This is a genomic window from Spirosoma rhododendri (assembly GCF_012849055.1).
Taxonomy (GTDB): domain Bacteria; phylum Bacteroidota; class Bacteroidia; order Cytophagales; family Spirosomataceae; genus Spirosoma; species Spirosoma rhododendri.
Genome location: NZ_CP051677.1, coordinates 2882578 through 2903938, shown reverse-complemented (window position 1 = coordinate 2903938; position 21361 = coordinate 2882578). Strand labels below are relative to the sequence as shown.

The 21361-nt window shown below is 54.8% G+C and carries 12 protein-coding genes, 1 tRNA gene and 1 pseudogene; 7 read left to right on the top strand and 7 right to left on the bottom strand.

The features are described 5' to 3' along the window. Entirely contained in the window at nt 1-810 is an 810-nt protein-coding gene (locus HH216_RS12010; RefSeq protein ID WP_169551033.1) for a hypothetical protein, read from the bottom strand. A 289-nt stretch (nt 811-1099) separates the two neighbouring features. Then, nucleotides 1100-1184: transfer RNA gene (locus tag HH216_RS12005), tRNA-Ser, on the bottom strand. Between the two features lie 196 nt (nt 1185-1380). Between HH216_RS12005 and HH216_RS12000 the strand changes: the two genes are divergently transcribed. The 3 genes from HH216_RS12000 to purL all read left to right on the top strand — a co-directional run bounded on the left by HH216_RS12000 (nt 1381) and on the right by purL (nt 6224). Next, on the top strand, nt 1381-2499 hold the full coding sequence (locus tag HH216_RS12000) for an XdhC family protein (RefSeq protein WP_169551032.1): 1119 nt from the start codon (nt 1381-1383) through the stop codon (nt 2497-2499). A 101-nt stretch (nt 2500-2600) separates the two neighbouring features. Beyond that, on the top strand, nt 2601-3743 hold the full coding sequence (locus HH216_RS11995) for a cysteine desulfurase family protein (protein WP_169551031.1): 1143 nt from the start codon (nt 2601-2603) through the stop codon (nt 3741-3743). A gap of 222 nt (nt 3744-3965) precedes the next feature. After that, nucleotides 3966-6224 carry a phosphoribosylformylglycinamidine synthase subunit PurL gene (gene purL, locus HH216_RS11990; protein ID WP_169551030.1) on the top strand — a complete coding sequence of 753 codons (2259 nt, stop codon included), beginning with the start codon at nt 3966-3968 and terminating at the stop codon, nt 6222-6224. Between the two features lie 100 nt (nt 6225-6324). Here the strand turns inward: purL and HH216_RS11985 are convergent, their stop codons facing one another. From HH216_RS11985 to HH216_RS11965, 5 genes and pseudogenes are all read right to left on the bottom strand, one after another. Further along, nucleotides 6325-7017: a sulfite oxidase-like oxidoreductase gene (locus HH216_RS11985; RefSeq protein WP_169551029.1), complete on the bottom strand. Its 693-nt coding sequence runs from the start codon at nt 7015-7017 to the stop codon at nt 6325-6327. Nucleotides 7018-7085: 68 nt separating this feature from the next. Next, entirely contained in the window at nt 7086-8159 is a 1074-nt protein-coding gene (pheA, locus tag HH216_RS11980) for a prephenate dehydratase (protein ID WP_169551028.1), read from the bottom strand. An 89-nt stretch (nt 8160-8248) separates the two neighbouring features. Continuing rightward, complete coding sequence (locus tag HH216_RS11975; protein WP_169551027.1) at nt 8249-9727, bottom strand: RagB/SusD family nutrient uptake outer membrane protein; 1479 nt, start codon at nt 9725-9727, stop codon at nt 8249-8251. Between the two features lie 14 nt (nt 9728-9741). After that, complete coding sequence (locus tag HH216_RS11970; protein ID WP_169551026.1) at nt 9742-12915, bottom strand: SusC/RagA family TonB-linked outer membrane protein; 3174 nt, start codon at nt 12913-12915, stop codon at nt 9742-9744. A 298-nt stretch (nt 12916-13213) separates the two neighbouring features. After that, nucleotides 13214-15114, bottom strand: a pseudogene (locus HH216_RS11965) (DNA topoisomerase IV subunit B). Between the two features lie 250 nt (nt 15115-15364). On the opposite strand from HH216_RS11965, the gene HH216_RS11960 reads away from it, so the two are divergent. The 4 genes from HH216_RS11960 to HH216_RS11945 all read left to right on the top strand — a co-directional run bounded on the left by HH216_RS11960 (nt 15365) and on the right by HH216_RS11945 (nt 21301). Further along, nucleotides 15365-17983, top strand: a complete 2619-nt coding sequence (locus HH216_RS11960; RefSeq protein ID WP_169551025.1) for a polysaccharide biosynthesis/export family protein — start codon at nt 15365-15367, stop codon at nt 17981-17983. 13 nt (nt 17984-17996) lie between these two features. Then, complete coding sequence (locus HH216_RS11955; RefSeq protein ID WP_169551024.1) at nt 17997-19115, top strand: hypothetical protein; 1119 nt, start codon at nt 17997-17999, stop codon at nt 19113-19115. Nucleotides 19116-19206: 91 nt separating this feature from the next. Next, complete coding sequence (locus tag HH216_RS11950; protein ID WP_169551023.1) at nt 19207-20037, top strand: ABC transporter permease; 831 nt, start codon at nt 19207-19209, stop codon at nt 20035-20037. Nucleotides 20038-20047: 10 nt separating this feature from the next. Next, on the top strand, nt 20048-21301 hold the full coding sequence (locus tag HH216_RS11945; protein WP_169551022.1) for an ABC transporter ATP-binding protein: 1254 nt from the start codon (nt 20048-20050) through the stop codon (nt 21299-21301). The last annotated feature ends 60 nt before the right edge of the window (nt 21302-21361 follow it).

Below are 21361 nucleotides of genomic sequence, written 5' to 3'. Positions count from 1 at the left end.
TCAATTATTAATTATACTGTACCAATCATCTTTATTTATTGGAATATAACAGGCAATCAGTTGGAGACCCGTATGATCCAAAATATCAGCTTTCAATTTGTGATAACACGAATTTATATCAGATTCAAGTGGATCAACATCTCTAACTAAAACTCCTACAACTGAAAATCCTTTCTTTTTTTTTCGATAATATTGAACTGTTGCATTTTTATAATCAATCTTAAAACTATCACTATCTGAAAGATTTCTCGTCTTACTAGCTAAATATCTTATTAGAATATCCCTTTTGTATTCATCTGTATATATTCCACGCATTTGGTCCATCATTTCTCCTTTACCTGTCATAACGTTGGGAGGATTAGGTCTAATGTCTTGAGACGATGTTTTAACTTCACCGAATAGAAAAAAAACTTGTTTATCTATTTCAACAAAACCCACTAGATCAGCACCAGTCTTATTTCCCTTTGGATTTCTAGCATCTCTTAATTCATTCCAATAAAACCGCGCATCAAATTTTTCAGCAAGAACAACTTCTGCGATCGCTTCGCCTATGCGCCACGTGCGCTTCTCATCAACTTCCGCAGTTTCAATTGACAGTATATCAGTCAAAGCTAAAGTTGTATCGAAACCTGTCGTACTTAAGCTTTCTACAACTTCTCGTAAATCTTCTAAAATAGCTTGTTGCTCTTCATAATCCTGTAAACTTTTTCGTACTGGGCCTTTGAAGCATACGTTGGTTCTATGCTCATCAAGTAACACTCCTTGGTAATTTCTACTAGAATTTTCGAGAAGCTGGTATACTATATTCATTGAGTATGATAGTTAAATGAACTAATCTAAACTTAATCAACTGCTGGATAAATTAATGCAAAAAAAATACTCTCTCAAAAGACCTTAATTACTGTTAAAAGCACCAGATGCAAATATTTTTGACACCTGATACATTCAAAATCAAAATGCTATATACAAAAAATTCCGTTGTTGATATAACAATAGAACCCGTTATATCAACATTAGCAACGCCCCCGAGGAACGGAAGCAATCACTTATAAATAAAAAAACCCAAATACCTGACATTCAGACACTTGGGTTTTTTTAGCAGAGAGAGAGGGATTCGAACCCCCGGACCTGTTACAGTCAGTGGTTTTCAAGACCACCGCAATCGACCACTCTGCCATCTCTCTTTGGTGGTACAAAGGTAGGGTGATTTTCGCGTCAACGCAACATGCAGGCGGTTTTGGCGAAAAAATATGCGTTCATACGCTTTGTAGGGCCCAACGAAACCGACTGTATACGTTATCAGTTTATATCGTATCGGCAGCGTAGTCGACTGGCGCGGCTTGCCCGGCCAATCGTGGCTGTACCTGCTTCGTCATCTTCATGAAGGAAATTCTTGCCATCATCGCGGCTTACAACGCACTGAATACCAACACAACAAAAGCGGCTTTGGCAACCGTCGTTCGTGTTGAAGGGTCGTCGTACCGCCGGACTGGAGCGCGTATGCTCATTATGGACAACGGGCAGTGGGTAGGCGGTATCAGCGGGGGTTGCCTGGAAGGTGATGCGCTCAAACGCGCCCGGCTGGCTATCGCGCAGGGTAAACCGACATTGGTTACCTATGATACCACCGAAGACGACGATTACCAGATTGGCGTGGGCCTGGGCTGCAACGGCGTGATCGACGTGCTGATTTCGCCCCTCCACCCCGACCACCCAAACCCGCTCGACTGCCTGAAAACGTGCCTCGCCGACGCCCGTAAAACCCACGTCCTGCTGACGCTCACCAGCTTTACCGGTTCATTCGACACGCTGCAACGGGGCGATATGATCCGTTACGAAGACCCCGACAGCCTGCTCGTGCTGGGCGACGCCGAGCTTACCGCGCCCATCGATCAGAAGATTCAGCAGTATATCAGCAAAGGCAAATCGGCCCCGTTTACGTTCGAGTTGGTCAATGGGCAGTCGGTGGAGTTGTTTATCGAGGTCTTGCTGCCCGTACCGCACCTGATTCTGATGGGACAGCAGTACGATATTCTGCCGCTGGTTCGGATGACGAATGAGCTGGGCTGGATGGCTACCGTCGTTGCCAACCCGCAGAAGGTAACGCAAACGCTGTTTGCCGAAGCCCACGCGATTGTCGCGCCCGACGCCTTCGCCAGTATTCCCGTCGATCAGCAGACGGCGGTAATTCTGATGGCGCACGATTTCAAGACCGACAAAAACAACCTGCCCCGCGCACTTGCTACCGATGCACCATTCGTGGGGATGCTGGGGCCGCGCGTTCGGGCCGAGCGTATCTTTAACGAACTAACGGAGGAAGGGCGCTTCGACGGCGAAACCGACCGTATCCACGCACCGATCGGGCTGGACATCGGCGCGGCAACACCCGAAGAAATTGCCCTCTCAATCGTCGCCGAGGTCCGGGCGTTCCTGGCCCACCGCAGCGGCACGGCCCTCCGCCACCGCCCCGCCCCTATTCATGAGCGGGAAGACAGTTAGTTTAAAGGCTAATGGTTAAGGTTTAAGGTTAGGCGCAGGGCGTACCAAAGACCAGCCAACGCCAAACCTTAACCATTGAACCCGAAACATTAAACCCAAAAATGACCTACCTCGACTATAACGCGACGACGCCCGTTGACCCGGCGGTGCTGGATGCCATGCTCCCCTACTTTCGGGAGCATTTTGGCAATGCCGCGTCGCGCACGCACGTCTACGGGTGGCAGGCGGCCGACGCGGTGGCGCAGGCGCGGGATCAGGTAGCGCGGCTGCTGGGCGTGTCGGAGAAAGAGATTGTCTTTACCAGCGGGGCCACCGAATCGGTCAATCTGGCGCTGAAAGGGGCGTCTGAAGCCAGACGTTCGGCCAGTGGGCATATCATAACGGTCGAAACGGAACATAAAGCCGTCCTCGACACTTGCGATCACCTCGCACGGCTGGGTGCCGACGTAACCTATATAACGCCCCACGCCGACGGACTAATCGACCCGGCGCAGGTAGAGGCCGCGCTCCGGCCCGATACGTTATTGATCTCGGTCATGGTTGCCAACAACGAAACGGGTGTTATTCAGCCCATCGACGCTATTGCCCAACTGGCGCAGGATCGCGGTATCCTGTTTCACACCGACGCCACGCAGGCCGTGGGTAAACTGCCGCTCAACCTCTCCGACGGCCTGATTGACATGCTGAGTCTGTCGGGGCATAAGTTGTACGGACCAAAGGGCGTTGGCGCGCTTATCACCCGAAAGCACGTGAAGCTGACGGCCCAGCAGGACGGCGGTCGGCACGAGCGCGGACGCCGGTCGGGTACGCTCAATGTGCCGGGTATTGTGGGGCTGGGCAAAGCCGCCGAGCTGTGCCATCAGCAACTGATGACCGAAACCATACGGCTCTGCGCCCTGCGCGACCGGCTCGAACAGGGCATTTTGAGCCACGTACGCGGTACCGTCGTTAATGGTAATACCACCCACCGGCTTCCCAACACGACCAACATTTCGTTTGCGAACGTCGACGGCGAACACCTGCTCGACAGCCTGAGCGAACTGGCCGCATCCAACGGGTCGGCCTGTACATCGGCCACCACCGAACCGTCGTACGTACTGAAAGCGATGGGCCTGTCGGACGAACTGGCCTATGCGTCGGTCCGGTTCAGCCTCGGTCGCTTTACCACCGACGACGAAATCGACCGGGCTGTTCAACACGTCACCGACACCGTCGCCCGGTTGCGGGTCGAGTTCGCCGGTTGATCTGATCGCTGTACAACGCTGCTTTACATTGAGTCAATAGCTCTTTTTCGCTGAACGGGCAGACGAAGTCGGTAGCGATTTCTAAATCCCCCAACCCGGTTTCAGCCAAAACCCGTACTTTTGGGCAATCTTCAAAGAGCGAAAGGGTGAAAGAGCGAAAGAGCGAAAAGCTGACGCGACTCCTTGCGCTCTTTCACTCTTTCGCTCTTTCGCTCTTTACACATGGACGCAACCGAATCACTGCCAACGCTCGAAACCGCCCGCAAGCTGGGCCTGCTCCCCGACGAATTCGACAAAATCGTCGACATTCTGGGCCGTCAGCCCAACTTTACCGAACTCAGTATCTTCTCGGTGATGTGGTCGGAGCACTGCTCCTACAAAAACTCGATTGTCTGGCTGAAAACCCTCCCCCGCGACTCCGATCGGATGCTCGCCAAGGCAGGTGAAGAAAACGCCGGACTGGTCGACATCGGCGACGGGCTGGCCTGTTCGTTCAAAATCGAATCGCACAACCACCCTTCGGCGCTGGAACCCTATCAGGGTGCCGCAACGGGCGTGGGCGGGATCAACCGCGACATTTTTACGATGGGTGCCCGGCCCATCGCCCAGCTCAATTCGCTGCGTTTCGGCGATCTGAGCCTGGCTAAAACCAAGCGCCTGCTACGCGGTGTGGTGAAAGGCATCGGCGATTACGGCAACGCGTTCGGTATTCCAACCGTTGGCGGGGAGCTGTATTTCGACGAATGCTACAACACCAATCCGCTCGTCAACGCGTTCTCGGCGGGTATCGTTGAAACGGGTAAAGTAGCCAAAGCAACGTCGTACGGCGTGGGCAACCCGGTGTTTATCGTTGGCTCGGCGACGGGTAAAGACGGTATTCACGGAGCCACCTTTGCGTCGGAAGACATTACCGCAGCCTCGACCGATAAGTTGCCCGCTGTGCAGGTCGGTGACCCGTTCATGGAGAAGCTGCTGCTCGAAGCAACACTCGAAATCATCGCCACGGGTCACGTCATCGGTATTCAGGATATGGGTGCCGCCGGGATCATCTGCTCGACCTCAGAAATGAGCGCGAAAGGTGAGCACGGCATGATTATCGACCTCGACAAAGTCCCGACCCGTCAGCCCAATATGGCTCCGTTCGAGATTCTGCTGTCAGAATCGCAGGAGCGGATGCTGGTCGTCATCGAGAAAGGCAAGGAAGACGTTATCCAGGGCATTTTCGACAAGTGGGACCTCAACTGCGCGCAGATTGGCGAAGTAGTGGCCAAAGGCGAAAACGACCTGGGTCGTCTGCATTTCTACCGATACGGCGAACTCGTCGCCGACGTACCGGCCTATGATCTGGTGCTCGGTGGTGGGGCGCCACAGTATCAGCGCGAATACAAAGAACCGGCGTACATTAAGGAATACGCCAAGTTCAACCCCGACGATGTCGATGACGTTACGGCGGATGAACTGACGGCAGTTGCCAAACACCTGCTGTCGCACCCGAACATCTGCTCGCGCCGGTGGGTGTATGAGCAATACGATTCGATGGTTGGTACGGCGAACCGGAGCACCAACGCCCCGTCGGATGCCGCTGTTGTCAGCGTGAAAGGCCCCGGCCTGCCCGCCACTGACAAGTCAATTGTCATCACGGTCGATTGCAACAGCCGCTACGTAAACGCCGAACCCCGCAAGGGCGCGATGATCGCCGTAGCGGAAGCCTGCCGCAACATTGTTTGTACGGGTGGCGAACCGCTGGCCGTTACCAATAACCTGAACTTCGGCAACCCCTACGTACCGGAAGTGTACTGGCAGTTTGTCGAGGCTGTTCAGGGTATGGGCGAAGCCTGCCGCCGGTTCAGCACCCCCGTTACAGGCGGTAACGTTAGTTTCTACAACCAATCGTCCGACGACGGTCCGGTGTTCCCCACGCCGACCATCGGTATGCTGGGCTTGATGGAAGATCCGACCCATCGCATGACGATGAACTTCAAGAACGAAGGCGACCTGATTTACCTCATCGGCGCATCGTCAAACGATATTGCTTCGTCGGAGTATTTGTACTCGTACCGGGGCATCAAAGCGTCGCCCGCGCCATATTTCCTGTTTGAAGACGAGTGGCGCGTGCAGGAAGGTATCAAAACGATGATTCGTAACGGCTGGCTTCAGTCGGCGCACGACGTATCGGATGGTGGCTTGTTCGTTGCCCTGGCGGAATCGGCCATGACGGGCGACAAAGGCTTTGCTATCGGCACCGACGAGCGGCACCGTACCGACGCCTTCCTGTTCGGCGAAGGACAGAGCCGCGTTGTCATAACGATCTCGCCCGATCAGGTTGAGCATCTGGAAGGCTACCTCAACGACAGCATCCTGCCATTCCAGTATCTGGGTAAAGTCACCGGGCAGGGCTTCTCGATTGAAGACAAGCAGGTGCTCACCTCGCACGAAGCGAAGGCCCTGTACAACTACTCGCTGGAAGCGATTATGAGCTAGCATTCAGTGGTGTCAGGTCGGGGACCTGACACCACTGGGTATTAAGAACGCAAAGGGGTCGGCAGTGATGCCGACCCCTTTGCGTTATATCAATTCAGAATCACGAATACCGGTCGTTCCGCCACGGATAGGCCGTATTGGAATAACCCCGCTCTTCCCAGAAACCGAGTTTGTTTTTATCCATGAACTCGATGCGCTTGATCCATTTGCTGCCTTTCCAGGCGTACAGCTGGGGCGTAATCATTCGCAGGGGCCCACCGTGTTCGCGGGTCAGGGGTTGGCCATCGGCGGTGTGCACGAGCAGCACATCGGGTTTGAGGGCTTCTTCGAGGGCTACGTTAGTCGAGTAACCGTCGTATCCGTAACACATAACGTGGGTTGCCGTACCCTTCGGATCGACCAGCGCGGCCAGGTCCATAAAGCGCACGCCCACCCAGGGAACGTCGAGCCGCGACCAGGTTGTCACGCAGTGAAAATCGCTGGTATCTTCAACCTGCGGCAGGGCCATCAGATCCTCCCACTTCAACCGAACCGGGTTGTTGACTTCCCCGTCGATGTTTAGTTGCCACTTGTCGAGTGGGATGCTGGGCTGGTAACCCAGATCGAGCACCGGCCACTTGGTTGTCAGTGTCTGCCCGACCGGTGTAGCAGGCATACCGTGCCGATTGATCGGCCCCGAACCGCGTGGCTTTTCGTCGGTCATCGATGGAGTCTGCGCCATCTTCTCCTCAAACCGCCGACGGAGTTTCATCCGGGCTTCGACAATTTTATCCGTTTTATCGTTGGCTTCCATTTCTCAAGTATCTATCCGTTGACATAACAGCGACAGCTGGCGAGTAGTTTTCTCAACCAATCGGTTGGCTAAGCCCCCCGCACGTAGCTACCCAGCAGCTTCACTTCGTTGGCGTACTGCGCCATCACGTCGCGCAGAGCCGGGTCGTCGGCGTGGCCTTCGCATTCGAGTAGAAACCAGTAGCGGAACGTAGCCCCGTCGCGTAGCGGGCGGCTTTCGATCTTGGTCAGGTTAATGCCCCGTGCGTTGAACGATTGCAGAAACTCGGCCAGTACCCCCGGCGACTGCGTGTTGGCCAGCCGGGCGATCAGCGTCGTTTTGTCGTTACCACTTGGTTGATTGACGAACTCTTTGGCCAGAATCAGGAAGCGGGTACGGTTCAGATCGGAGTTTTCGATGTTGTCGAACAACACCGGCACGTCGAATAGCTTGGCCGCGATTTGCGAGCAGATCGCGGCTGTTTTCGGCTGTTGAGCCGCCAGTTTAGCCGCTTTCGACGTCGATTCAACCGGGACAAATTCAGCGTTCAGGCCGTCGAACGAGTCGTTAAGGAAACGACTGCACTGCCGAAAAGCGATGTCTTTTGAATAAATGTGCGTGATTTCGGCGAGGTTCTCCGTCTGCGTGGCAAACGTAAAATGCACCGGAATCTGCGCTTCGGCGGCAATGCGCAGGTCTTTCTCCAGCAGCAGGTCAATCGTCTCGTTGACGACACCTTCCTGGTTGTTTTCAATCGGCACGACGCCAAACCGCACCCGCCCCGTCTCGACACTCTCGAACACCGACCGAATGGTCGGCAGGGCCATATATGCACTCATCGCCCCAAACCGACTCTCGGCGGCCTGATGGGTAAAGCTCCCCTCCGGCCCCAGATACGATACCCGTTCGGGCAGTTCGAGATTGCGCGAAACGGCAAAGATTTCCAGAAAAATAGCCTCGATAGCCGCCTGATTGAGCAGGCCCGTATTCTGACTGTGGAGCCGGTCGAGGATTTGTTTTTCGCGCTCGGGCCGGTAAATCACCGTGTTGGCCGAGCGTTTGAGTTCACCCACTTTCCGCACCAGTTCCATCCGCTGATTCAGCAGCGTCAGTAACTGATCGTCCAGTGCATCGATATTGTTACGGAGCGATTCGAGGGTCATTAAAAACGGTTCAACGTTTATAGTTCAAAGTTTAACGTTGCGAATTTGGTCAATAACCTTAAACCTTGAACTACAAACGTTGAACTATCTTACAACGGATTCTGCACGATGGCTGCGTTGGCGTTGATTTCCCGGCGCGGAATTAGAAACTCCCACTGATTGTCACCGGCGGCTACGTCAAAGAGTACCGCTACCGCCGTGTTGACGTTGGCCCCGTTGCGGTTGAGTGGCTGGTTTGTCCGTTTCAGGTCGGTAAAGCGGAAGCCTTCGCCCCACAACTCGACACGCCGGTGGAACAGAATCTCATCGACCAGCGCCGTTCCGGTTTTTGTCGATTTGGTGTAGGCAGCATCGCGCTTACTGATCAGGTCGTACAGCGCCGTTGCCGATGCCGCCGAGTTACCCAGCCGGGCCTGTGCTTCAGCTTCGATCAGGTACATTTCCGCCACCCGCATGTACGGTACGTCGCCCATCGTACTGGTCGAGGGCGTGCCGGGCAGGCGGAATTTCTGGTTCAGGTAAGCTACGCGTATCCCGCCCGTCGGCACGACTGAGTTCGTTGTGTTTGGCGACTTCACCCACATCTTCGAGCGTACGTCCGTCGTCGGAATCTGATCGTAGAGCTTGCTGTTGATAAGCTTCGGCGTTACGCGGATGTTGGTCGAGTTGAAGTTGGCCGACATATACGAGTGAAACGCCCCGAAGTACTCTGTCTGATCTTCGATATGATCAAAACCCCACATCCACTCCGGGTTAGCGATGTCGGCGAAGCCCTCCTGGTACTGCGCCGTCGTCATGAGCGAGTAGCCGGTACGAGCCTGTGCCGCGAATTTTGCCGCATCGGCCCAGTTTTGCTGCGTCAGCGCGACGCGGGCCTGAAACCCACGAATCACCTCCAGATTGATGTGCGACTTGTACGGACGAGTCGACGTCAGGAGCGTAGCCGCGTCGGCCAGGTCTTTGTTGATCTGCGTGTACACCTCTTCAACCGTTGCGCGGGCCTGCCCGGTCGTTGTCGGCACCAGAATCAGCGGAACACCCAGCTGACTGTTGGGGATCGTAGCCGCGTTGTACCGCTTACCGTATAGCTGCACCAGGTTGAAGTACGAAAACGCCCGCAGGCCCAGTGCTTCACCTTTGACCTGATTGCGCTCGGCGGGTGTGCCCGTTGCGTTGTCGATGTTGGCGATGGCAACGTTGGCGTTACCGATCAGGCGGTAATACAACTGGTACCCCAGCTGATCGCCCGCCGACGTTTCCGAACGGTGGGCCTGCCAGCGCGTTTCGGCCAGATGCCAGTTGTTCGACGTATTGCTGATGATGACGTCCTCGCCCAGCACGTCGTTGATAATCATCATCGCCGGGTGGCCGAAGTGCCCCTGCGAGTCGAGGTAACGTACAACCATCGCCCGGTAAATACCGTTGATAGCCGCCGTCGCATTTTTGGTCGTCGCGTAGGCCGCAGCCGCGTCGACGCTGCCCGTGGGGGCGGTATCCAGGTAATCCTGCTTGCAGGCACCGGCCAGCAGCCCCGCTGCTAATGCCAGTGTCAGGTGTATTTTTTTCATGAGTTGTTGACGGCTTATAGCGTGAAGTTGACGCCCAGTACGATGCTTCTTGCCGGGCTAAATGCGTTGCTGGTAACCCCGCTGAAGTTCTGCTGTACGTTCATGCCTTTCCGGCGCGACAGAATCAGCAGGTTTTCACCGCTTACGTACACCTGCGCGTTTTGCAGGAATGCCTTGCGGGCCAGCACATTAGGAATCGCGTACGAAAGCGTTACGTTGCGGACGTTGAAGTAGCTGGCATCGATCAGCCATCGGTCCGAACCAGCATCGAAGTCCGAGGTACGGGCCGCATCCATACGCGGCACGTTGGTTACGTCGCCGGGGTTACGCCAGCGGTTCAGGATGTCGACGTGCTTGGCATTGCCATAGCCTCCGACGCTCATCAGCGAAGCATAGGCACCATCGTAGGTTTTGCCGCCCAGCTGGTAAACCGCCAGCACCGACAACGACAACCCTTTGTAGCGGACCGTGTTGGTGATACCACCCGACATTGCCGGAATCGACGTACCCGCATACCGGTAACGGGCATTGTTGACACTCGACGTCAGCGTGTCTCCCGATTCCGTAATTCGCGAATTGGCCGCTACGTAGTTAACCGCCCGATACTGCGCATCCCCATTGGCCGGGTTTACCCCTACGTATTCACGCAGCCAGTAATCATAGATCGACCGGCCGACGGCCAGCTTTTTCGTACCGTCGATAATTTCCGGGTTTTCGTCCGGCATTTTCGTGATGCGATTCCGAATGCTCGTAGCGTTCAGGTCGATACGCCAGGTAAAGTCTTTCGTCCGAACCGGCTCCAGCCCCAGCTCTATCTCAACACCCCGGTTATACATCGTACCGATGTTGCGCGTAACCGTCGAGATACCCGCCGATAGCGGCAGCGGCACGTCGAAAATCAGGTTCGATGACCGGCGGTCGAAGTATTCAATCGTACCACTCACCCGGTTGTTGAACAAACCAAACTCCAGGCCGACGTCGAAGGCGTTGCTAGACTCCCATTCCAGCCCGGCATTCCCCAGACTTGCTTGTATGATACCCGCTTCCGATGCGTTGTTCGAGTTTAGGTTGTACAGCGGTTGCCAGGCGTAGTAGCTGATCGCAGCGTTCCCGGCGGTGTTGCCCCCGCCGTCGTTACCCGTCTGCCCATACGACGTCCGCAGTTTGAGCAGGTTAAGGTTTGGTATCGACCGTACAAAATCCTCCTGATCCAGCCGCCATGCTCCGCTGATCGAGTAAAAGTTACCCCAGCGCGTAGCCCGCGAGAACTTACTCGACCCGTCGCGCCGAACCGATGCCGACAGAAAATACCGCTGATCGTAGTCGTAGTTGAAACGCGAGAGAAAGCCCTCAACCCGGCGCACGTTCGCTACCGACGACAGGTTAGTCGTGGTTGTGAAGTTGATGAGTTCGTAGTTGCCGTCCAGAATCTGCTGCGAGCGCGAGCCAGTCAGGTAGTTGTCGCCGACCTGAAAGTTTTCGTGCCCCGCCAGCACTTCGATATTGTGCCGACCAAACGAATGCCCGTAGTTGAGCAATTGGTTCAGGTTATAGCTGGCAATGTTCTGAAACTCGTGCGTAGCCCGACCCGCCGGAGCACCATCACCCACCAGCGTATTGCCGAAGGTGTACGAGTTGGTGTTCGTAATGTCGGTACCAACGTTGGTCGTAAAGCGGAAATCCTTCAGAAACGATATTTCGACAAAGCCACGCGCGCTGAGTACGTTACGCCGGAAATAGTTCTGGTTCAGCACCGTCTCTGCCAGCGAATGCCGACCCGCGAATGCCGGGCGGGCTGGTAAGCCCAACGATGTCAGGTTACCCAGATCATAAATCCGGTCGCCGTTGGCATCCGTCAGGAACGTACCCGGATTCTTCGGATCGTAGGCGTAGACGGGATAGATCGGACCGATGTTCCGCGAAAAGTAGAATGGGTTGACGAAAGACGTACTGCCATCCGCATCCGCCTGATTCGATTTGGTAAGCGTAACGGCCAGATTCGCGCCCGTCCGCAGCCATGATTTCATCTGCGAATTGATGTTCATCCGGCCCGTAAAGCGATCGTAATCCGAGCGGAGGATATACGCCTTATCGTTCAGGTATGACAGCGAAATGAAGTAGTCGGACTTTTCATGTCCCCCGGCGAAGCTTACGTTCAGTTCGTCGCGGTTACCCTGCCGCATCAGCGGCTTTTCCCAATTCAGGTCATCCGGCGAATACAGCAGTTGCGCGTTGGGGTTCAGTTGGCCGTTCACATCAACAAGCTGGGCATCCGGTACGTTATATACATTGTACCCGGTCAGGCTCACCAGCCGATTCGATGCATCCTGATTCGCCGTTGCTAGGGCTACAGGGTTTGTAGCCCGGTAAGCGATGCTGTTGCGGTACATTTCCCACATCAGCGGGTAGTATTCCGCAGGGCCCACGCGGTCGTACTCAGGCAAACCCCGCGTACTAAATCCTTTCGTGTACCGCAGGTTGATCGAACTCCGGTCTTTGGTACCCTTTTTAGTCGTGATTACAACCACGCCATTGGCCGCCCGCGACCCGTACAAGGCCGTCGACGCGGCATCTTTCAGTACCGAGATGTTCTCGATGTCGTTAGGGCTGATGTTGGCGATGCTACCCGAATACGGAACACCGTCGACCACGTACAGCGGGTCGTTACCCGACGAGATAGAGCCAAAACCCCGAATCCGAATCTCGGGGGCCGTTCCAGGCTGCCCACTACCGGCCGTCGTTTGCACCCCCGGCACCGCTCCAGACAATGCCTGTCCGACGTTGGTGATGGGCCGGGCACTGATGTTAGCCGCGTTGATTGTACCGGCCGAACCGGTAAAGTTTGCCCGCTTAGCCACGCCAAACGGCACGACAACTTCGGCTAATTCAGTCGCACTTGATTCCAGTTTTACCGGCAGTACTGTCTGGTTGCCAACCGCTATTTCCTGCGAGGTATAGCCGATGAAGCTAAACACCAGCCGCGATCCCGATGCCGCGTTGATTCGGTAATTACCTTCCGCGTCGGTTGTTGTGCCGCGCGTTGTTCCTTTTACCTGTACACTCACGCCCGGTAGCCCGGACCCGTCGTCGGCGGCAGTGACCCGGCCGCTAATGACGTTGCTCTGCGCCCAGCCGGGCAACCACAAAACAACCGTCAGTAACCAGCTTAGTAATAGAACTTTTCTCATAGAGTTAGCCAATAAAGTGTTTTAATTTTTCTTTAATCAAGCTTCAAAAGTAATGATCGACCAACATATCAGAATAATATTCTGTATAAATTTCAATAGACGAACTTTTTCATATATAAAATTTCGATACACCTATTTTACTAATCCGACAACCAATTTGATTTTTCCGCTGTAAGGTCACAGTACTATTCGACCCAATGAATTGTCTATCAGTTATATAGTCCATATAAATAAAAATTCCCGGTGACATCGTCAGTCGATGCCACCGGGAACCCATTTTTTGGAATTGAACCAGTACCTATCCGGCCAGTGCGGCCTCGTCTACGTCTTTCTCTACCCGCAGATTATCGATAATAAAGCGTTGCCGATCGGGCGTGTTCTTACCCATGTAGTAACTGAGCAGTTTGGCAACCGACGTTTCCTGCTCCACGATAACCGGCTCCAGACGCATGTCTTCGCCGATAAACAAGCCGAACTCTTCCGGCGAAATCTCGCCCAGCCCTTTGAATCGGGTAATCTCGACTTTCTTGCCGCCCTTCGTCAGTTTATCGATCGCCTTTTGCTTTTCCTCTTCCGAATAGCAGTAAGTCGTTTCCTTGTGGTTACGTGGGTTACGTACGCGGAACAGCGGTGTTTCGAGGATATACAGATGCCCATTCCGCACCAGATCCGGGAAGAATTGCAGGAAGAACGTCAGCATCAGCAACCGGATGTGCATCCCGTCGACGTCGGCGTCAGTGGCGATTACAATGCGGTTGTAACGCAGCCCTTCCAGCCCGTCTTCGATGTCGAGCGCGTGTTGTAGGAGGTTGAACTCTTCGTTTTCGTACACGACCTTTTTGGTCAGGCCAAAGCAGTTCAGGGGTTTACCGCGCAGACTGAATACGGCCTGCGTCTGCACATTTCTTGATTTGGTAATAGACCCACTGGCCGAGTCGCCTTCGGTGATGAACAGCGTCGACTGGTAGCGGTCTTCAGCCTTAGCGTCGGGCAGGTGGTTGCGGCAGTCGCGCAGTTTTTTGTTGTGCAGACTTGCCTTCTTGGCACGATCGTTGGCCAGTTTCTTGATACCGGCCAGTTCCTTGCGCTCCCGCTCCGACTGCTCGATTCGCTTCCGCAGCGCATCGCGCACGGTGGGGTTCATGTGCAGGAAATTGTCCAGCCGCTCTTTGACAAAATCTTTTACAAATGAGTTGACCGACTGCGCATTCGGCTCCGGCGACATATTAATAGAACCCAGCTTGGTCTTGGTCTGCGACTCGAACACCGGCTCCTGCACCCGGATACTAACAGCCGCGATGATGCTGGATCGAACGTCGGCGACGTCGTAGTTTTTGTCGAAGTGTTTCCGAACCGTGTCAACGATCGCTTCGCGCAGGGCCTGCAAATGTGTACCGCCCTGCGTTGTGTATTGCCCGTTCACAAACGAGTAATATTCTTCGCCGTAAGCATTACCGTGGGTCATGGCAATCTCCAAATCATTACCCTTCAGGTGAATGATCGGGTACCGCAACGATTCTTCGTCTTTCTTGGTCTTGTCGCGCAGCAGGTCGAGCAAGCCGTTTTGCGAAACGTATTTCTGCTTGTTGAACGAGATGGTTAGTCCGGCGTTCAGGTAGCAGTAATTCCAGACCATGTTTTCCAGGTACTGCGGAATGAAATGGAAGTTTTTGAACACCGTATCGTCGGGCTCGAAGGAGATCAGCGTACCGTTTCGTTCGCTGGTCATCTCATCGCCCTGCTGTACCAGCTCGCCCCGCTTAAACTCGGCCCAGACCGTACGCCCGTCCCGGAAGGCCTGCACCCGGAAATAGGTAGACAGCGCATTGACGGCCTTCGTACCGACACCGTTCAGCCCAACCGATTTTTGAAAAGCCCCGAATCGTACTTACCTCCGGTATTAATTTTCGATACAACCTCGACAACCTTACCAAGCGGAATACCCCGGCCGTAGTCGCGCACGTCGACGCGGTGGTCACTAACGCGAATATCAATGGTTTTACCGAAGCCCATTACGTACTCATCGATGCAGTTGTCGACGGTTTCTTTGAGCAACACGTATATACCGTCGTCAGCAGCCGAACCGTCGCCCAGCTTGCCGATATACATGCCCGGACGGAGCCGGATGTGCTCACGCCAATCGAGCGAGCGAATACTGTCTTCGTTGTATTGCACGGGCTGATTTGCCGTTTCAGTCATTTCAACTATATTTGTAGTAGTAAAACTATTGTACCGCTGGAATCACAAACGTTATTTCGCTCAACATTGGAAAAGTCATACCCTAAGAATGAGTCAGACGGGCGGTCCGTAGCTTAAGAAATCATTTACAATCCAACAAAAGTTCGTTTACTTTGCCGACCAAACTATGAAACGTACTAAGCGTTCAACTGTGTCGTTAGAAACAGGGTGTTTTGCATTCAGGACAACCTGCTTTCGGCATCTTAAAAATATGCAAAAAACGCGAGATTCCATCATCTTCCCGGCAAACTTTTTTTCTCCCGCCACAGCCTCGTTTCGCCCCCGTTTGTTACCGGCATTAGTACTGATGGGAGGCCTGCTTACCGGGCTGACCAGCAACGCGCAGGTGACACCCGGCGCGACCGGCAGCGGCTCATCGTCGGGAAGTGGGACGACCGCTCCCGCCAGTGGTAACGTAACGTTGCCCGCCGGGGTCAACCCCAATTCACTGCCACCAGCCGTTCGCCAGCAGATTCAGCGGGCGGGCGGGCAGACACCCGGCACCAACGTACCAACGGGCCGCACTAATGCCCAGACGTCTAACCAGAACGGAGCCACGACCGCGCAGGACGGCCGTACTGTTAATGGCGAAGTACCAGCCCAGCTTGGTGCCAACACGCAGGCCGATACCAACGGGGTCGTGACGCAGCAGGAGATAATCGAAAACGGCTACGATGCGGCCCGGAACCGGGAGCGCAACGAGATTCGCCGGAAACTCTTTGGCAGTTCGATCTTCAGCGACCCGAACATGGCGACGACGTTTCAGCCGAACCTGACGATGGCGACGCCCCGTAACTACATCGTCGGGCCGAATGACCAGCTCAACATTCAGTTATACGGCTATTCGGAAGCTGATTTCACCCAACGGGTATCGCCCGAAGGGTACGTATATTTCAAGCAGGCCACCGGTATCGGCCCCGTTTTCATATCGGGACTGACGATCGAACAGGCTAAAGCCCGGATGGTCGGGCGGCTGGCAACCAAGTTTGTTGGGTTGAAGACGTCGTCGTATGGCCCGCAGAATACCTTTCTGGAAGTGTCGCTGGGTAGTATCCGCAGCATCCGCGTAACGGTAACGGGCGATGCTATCCGGCCGGGCACTTACACGATGTCGTCGCTGTCGACGGTTATGAATGCCGTCTATCAGGCGGGTGGCCCGAGCGAACTGGGTTCGTTCCGGCGCGTGCAGCTGATTCGTAATAACCGGGTCGCGGCTACGCTCGACCTGTACGATTACCTGCTCAATGGTACCCAACGCAACGACCTGCGGCTTCAGGACAACGACAACATCCGGTTTGAACCGTACATCGAACGGGTCGAGATTCAGGGAACGGTAAAGCGCAACAATATCTTCGAAATGCTGCCCGGCGAAACCCTCGACCGGCTGCTGTTCTACGCGGGTGGGTTTGCGGCCAATTCCTACAAGGGCCGAATCAAAGTACAGCGCCTGACCGATCGGGAGCGCAAAATCATCGACGTAACGGCCCCGGAATTCAAGGCTTTTACGATGCAGGACGGTGACCTGGTCACGGTTGAGCAACTGCTGGACCGGTTCGAGAATCAGGTAACGATCGAAGGGGCTGTGTACCGCCCCGGTCAGTACTCACTGGACGACAACAAAACGCTGAAGCAACTGATCGCGTCGGCGGAAAATCTGAAAGGCGACGCCTTCACGGGCCGTGTCACGATTATCCGTACCCGCGAAGATCTGGCGATCGAAAACATCACCGTCAATCTGGCAAACGTGTTGGCTGGCACCGACCCCGATGTAACGCTTCAACGCGAAGATCAGGTCATCATCCCGTCGCGGTTTGACCTGGCTGAACAGGCTAACATCACCGTACAGGGCGAAGTGAACAAACCCGCTGAGATGGCGTTCATGGCAAACATGACCCTCGACGACGCCCTGATTCGGGCGGGTGGCCTCAAGGAGTCGGCAGCGGCTTCGCAGGTAGAGGTTGTTCGGCGCAAGAAAGATGTCGACCCAAAATCAGCATCTGCCTCTGTCGCCGATATTTTCCGCTTCAATGTCAACCGTGACCTGTCGATTTCCAACGATCAGAACCGATTTTTGCTGGAGCCTTACGATCAGATCATCATCCGGCGTTCGCCCAACTACCTCGTGCAGACCTACGCAGCGGTGCAGGGTGAAGTAATTCTGCCGGGCTCGTACGCCATTCTGCGCAAAGACCAGAAAATCTCGGACCTGATTCAACTGGCTGGTGGTCTGACGCCACAGGCATACGTCGAAGGCGCAACGCTGGTGCGGCAGGTACGGCTGAGCCCCGACGAACTGGCCCGGCAGCAGCAATCGATCACGGAACTGTCGGACATCGATCGTAAATCGGTAGTGCAGGTGCAGGCACCATCGGCCGAGCGGCCCGAATCAATTGGTATCAACCTGAAGCGCATCATCGATCGCCCGGGCTCGTCGGAAGATATTCTGGTACAGGAAGGCGATATTCTGCGGATTCCGAAAGTGCTGGAAACGGTACGGGTCGATGGCGAAGTGCTGCTGCCCAACACGGTAAAATACCGCTCTGGCCAGACGTTCCAGGACTACATTGCCAATGCCGGCGGCTTCACGGAGCGGTCGCAGCGCAAGCGGGCGTTCGTCGTGTACGCCAACGGCTCAGTCGACCGGACACGCCGGTTCATGTTCTTCAACGTGTACCCCCGCGTCGAGCCAGGCTCGGAAGTGGTTGTACCGCGCAAAACGTCGAATCCGCTTACACCCCAGCAACTGCTGAGCACTACGGCGGGTACGATTTCGTCGCTGCTATCGGTGATTGGGCTGGTTATTGCCCTGAGTGCAACCGTAAATCGCTAAGGTCTCTTTTCACATGATACCAACTAATTTAACCCCGGCCAACGATCCAAACGGCATGGTTACCCGCCCGCTGCCCCCGGATCAGATTTCGCCCAAATCGGTCGTTCTCCGCCTGTTCCGGCTCAAGGATGTCGTCCGCCGAAACTGGCTGCTGCTGGTCGCGTTGATCGGTATTGGTGCCACTATCGGGTTTATCTACGATCAGTTCAACCAGAAAGCTCCCGTCTACACCGCCACGATGACCTTCAACCTCGGCGGTGGTGGTAGTTCCAGTTCGTTCGGTGGTGAGCTGGGCGCGCTGGCAGGTGCCTTTGGTATTGGTCAGGGAGCCCCCGACGCTAATATTTTCGTCGGCGAAAACTTCCTGGTCTACGCTAAATCGCGCCCGGTTGTCGAGAAGACGTTAATGAAGACCGTTAAAATCAACGGTGTCGACACCCTGCTTGTCAACTATTACATCCGGCACAGCGGCATTCGCGACAAGGAGTGGGAAAAGAGCGACACCCTGCGCGCCTTCTCGTTTCCCCGCGCTAAAAAGCCCAGCGAATACACGAAGCTGGAGCGGATCGCGATGTCGCAGATTTATGGCCGCATGAAAGCGGAAATTGGCGTGGTGCAGCCCGAGCGGAAATCGTCGTTCATGGAACTACGCTGCGGCATGGAAGACGAAATGCTGGCGGCCAGTTTTATCGAGCATCACCTCGAAACCATCGAGGAAGATTACCGGAGCAAGCAGACGAAGAAGACACGTGAAATGTACGACCTGCTGACCGCCCGTGCCGACTCGATTGCCGGGCTGATGAGCGGTACCGAACGGCGGCTGGCCCAGTACATGGATCAGAACCAGCAGATGGTGGTGGCGCAGGGGCAGATGATGCAAAACAAGCTGACCCGAAACTCGACCTTCCTGACAACGATTTATTACCAGGCGCTGCAAAACGCCGAGAACATGCGTCTGTCGCTGATCCGGGAAGCCCCCCTGTTTACGATCATCGAACCGGTTACGCTGCCTCTTTACCGGGAGGTTATCACGCCCGTCGGCATGCAAATCGGTATTGCACTGGGATTGATACTGGCGCTTATTGTCATATTTTTGCGGGAAACCTATCGCTCCATCATGCAGGGGCAATAGAGGAGGTTTACGGTATTCAGTTTTCAGTTGACGGTCTCATCCCTGCGCATCCACTGAAAACTGAATGCTGAAAACCGAAAACCATAAATCATTGAAAACACAAGAGGTAGTTATACAGCCCGGCCGCTCGGAGAAACATTACTGGCGAGACCTGTGGCGCAACCGTGAATTGCTGCTGATTCTGTCGATGCGCGACGTATCGGTTCGGTACAAGCAGACGGCTCTGGGCATGGCCTGGGGCCTCATTCGCCCGCTGACAACCATGCTCATCATGGTCTTCGTATTCAGCAAGGTTGCCAAGTTGAAAGGTGATCCGGGTATTCCCTATCCACTCATGGTGCTGGCCGGCATCACGATCTGGACGTTTTTTTCGACGGCCTTTACGCAGATCAGCAACAGCGTAACGCTCAACTCCAATCTGGTCACGAAAGTATACTTTCCCCGGTTGCTGATGCCGCTCAGCTCAATTGCCGTCAGCTTCCTTGATTTTCTGGTGTCGCTGGGCTTGTTTATCCTGCTGGCGATCTGGTATCAGTTCATACCCGACTGGCATTTGCTGCTGGTCCCGGTATTTGTGGTGCTGGCAGTACTGGCTGCGTTTGCGTTCGGTCTGTTTTTTGCAGTCATTAACGTGAAATTTCGTGACATCGGGCAGCTGATTCCCTTTATCGTACAGGTCGGTTTCTACGCGTGCCCAATCGCTTACACGAGTCAGTTGGTAGCCGACGAACGTTGGTACCCGATCTATATTCTCAACCCAATGGTGGGTATCATCGATGGCTTTCGGTGGGCTTTGCTGGGGGGTAAAACTTATTTCAATCCGCAGAGCCTGCTGGCATCCGTTGTATTGACGGGTATTTGTCTGATTCTGTCGGTTTACTTCTTCCGCAAGCGCGAGAACTCGTTTGTAGACGATATTTAACGCAATTAGTATGTCGGTCATTACGGTCGAAAACATCAGCAAACAATACATCATCGACCACCAGAAAGGTAAGGGCGTCAATACCCTGCGGGATGTGGTGAGCGAGAATTTCCGGCAGTTGTTCGGCCAGAAGAAAGATAAAATTACCACCACCCACGAGGAGTTCTGGGCGCTGCGCGATGTGAGCTTTTCCATCGAGCAGGGCGACCGGGTCGGTATCGTGGGTCACAACGGCGCGGGTAAATCGACGCTGCTCAAGATCCTGAGCAAAATCATCGAACCGACGAGTGGGTCGGTTCGAATTCGGGGCCGGGTAGCGTCGCTGCTCGAAGTTGGGACGGGTTTCCACCCCGAACTGACCGGTCGCGAAAATATCTTCCTCAACGGTTCGCTGCTGGGCATGAGCCGGAGTGAAATCCGCAAGCAGTTTGACGAAATCGTAGCCTTTGCCGGGGTCGAAAAATTCCTCGATACCCCCGTCAAGCGGTACTCCTCGGGCATGTACGTTCGCCTGGGTTTTGCCATCTCCGCCCACCTCGACCCCGAGATCATGATCGTGGACGAAGTACTGGCCGTTGGCGACGCTGAATTTCAGAAGAAAAGTCTGGGTAAGATGCGCGACAACTCCGCCAGTGGTCGTACGATTCTGTTCGTCAGCCACAACCTGACGGCGGTGCAGGCGCTGTGCAACAAAGCGTTCTACTTTGAGAAAGGGCAACTGCTGGAGCAGGGTGAAACCAATCAGGTTGTTGCCACGTACCTGAGCAAAGTGTCACGCACGCGGCTGCTTCGCGAGTGGGACACGCCCGAAAACGCGCCGGGCAACGATCTGGTGCGCATCAAGCGCATCGAACTGATCCCGGAGTATCAGGACGAGCTGACGCACATCGACGTGCGAACCCCCATGAAGTTCCGGTTTGAGTTCTGGAACATGATGGACAGTGCTAACCTGAATCTGTCGATGCACCTCAATTCGCTGACTGGCGAGTGCATCTTCAACGTCGGCACGAAATCGCAGCCGTACGGGCCGGGCGTCATCGCGGGCGAGTGCGTTATCCCCGGTTATTTCCTCAACGACGGATCGTACACAATCTCGGTCATGATCGTGAAAGATACCGTGACGCCCCTGTTTACGATGGAGGAAAGCCTGACGTTCGACGTGGAAGACTACCGCGAGGGCATTGCCTGGTACGGAAAATGGCCCGGCTACGTCCGGCCGCAGTTCCCGTTTCAGATCGGGATGCTCGAGGAAGCAGTAAAATAAGTTCTGGGGTTTAGATCTCCGCATCCGGTTCGCAGCACTTTACCGCCTGCCGTGTAAACG

Excerpts from the sequence above, each read along its gene's own strand:
- HH216_RS12010 (WP_169551033.1), bottom strand. The coding sequence starts at position 810 with ATGAATATAGTATACCAGCTTCTCGAAAATTCTAGTAGAAATTACCAA.
- HH216_RS12000 (WP_169551032.1), top strand. The coding sequence starts at position 1,381 with ATGAAGGAAATTCTTGCCATCATCGCGGCTTACAACGCACTGAATACC.
- HH216_RS11995 (WP_169551031.1), top strand. The coding sequence starts at position 2,601 with ATGACCTACCTCGACTATAACGCGACGACGCCCGTTGACCCGGCGGTG.
- purL (WP_169551030.1), top strand. The coding sequence starts at position 3,966 with ATGGACGCAACCGAATCACTGCCAACGCTCGAAACCGCCCGCAAGCTG.
- HH216_RS11985 (WP_169551029.1), bottom strand. The coding sequence starts at position 7,017 with ATGGAAGCCAACGATAAAACGGATAAAATTGTCGAAGCCCGGATGAAA.
- pheA (WP_169551028.1), bottom strand. The coding sequence starts at position 8,159 with ATGACCCTCGAATCGCTCCGTAACAATATCGATGCACTGGACGATCAG.
- HH216_RS11975 (WP_169551027.1), bottom strand. The coding sequence starts at position 9,727 with ATGAAAAAAATACACCTGACACTGGCATTAGCAGCGGGGCTGCTGGCC.
- HH216_RS11970 (WP_169551026.1), bottom strand. The coding sequence starts at position 12,915 with ATGAGAAAAGTTCTATTACTAAGCTGGTTACTGACGGTTGTTTTGTGG.
- HH216_RS11960 (WP_169551025.1), top strand. The coding sequence starts at position 15,365 with ATGCAAAAAACGCGAGATTCCATCATCTTCCCGGCAAACTTTTTTTCT.
- HH216_RS11955 (WP_169551024.1), top strand. The coding sequence starts at position 17,997 with ATGATACCAACTAATTTAACCCCGGCCAACGATCCAAACGGCATGGTT.
- HH216_RS11945 (WP_169551022.1), top strand. The coding sequence starts at position 20,048 with ATGTCGGTCATTACGGTCGAAAACATCAGCAAACAATACATCATCGAC.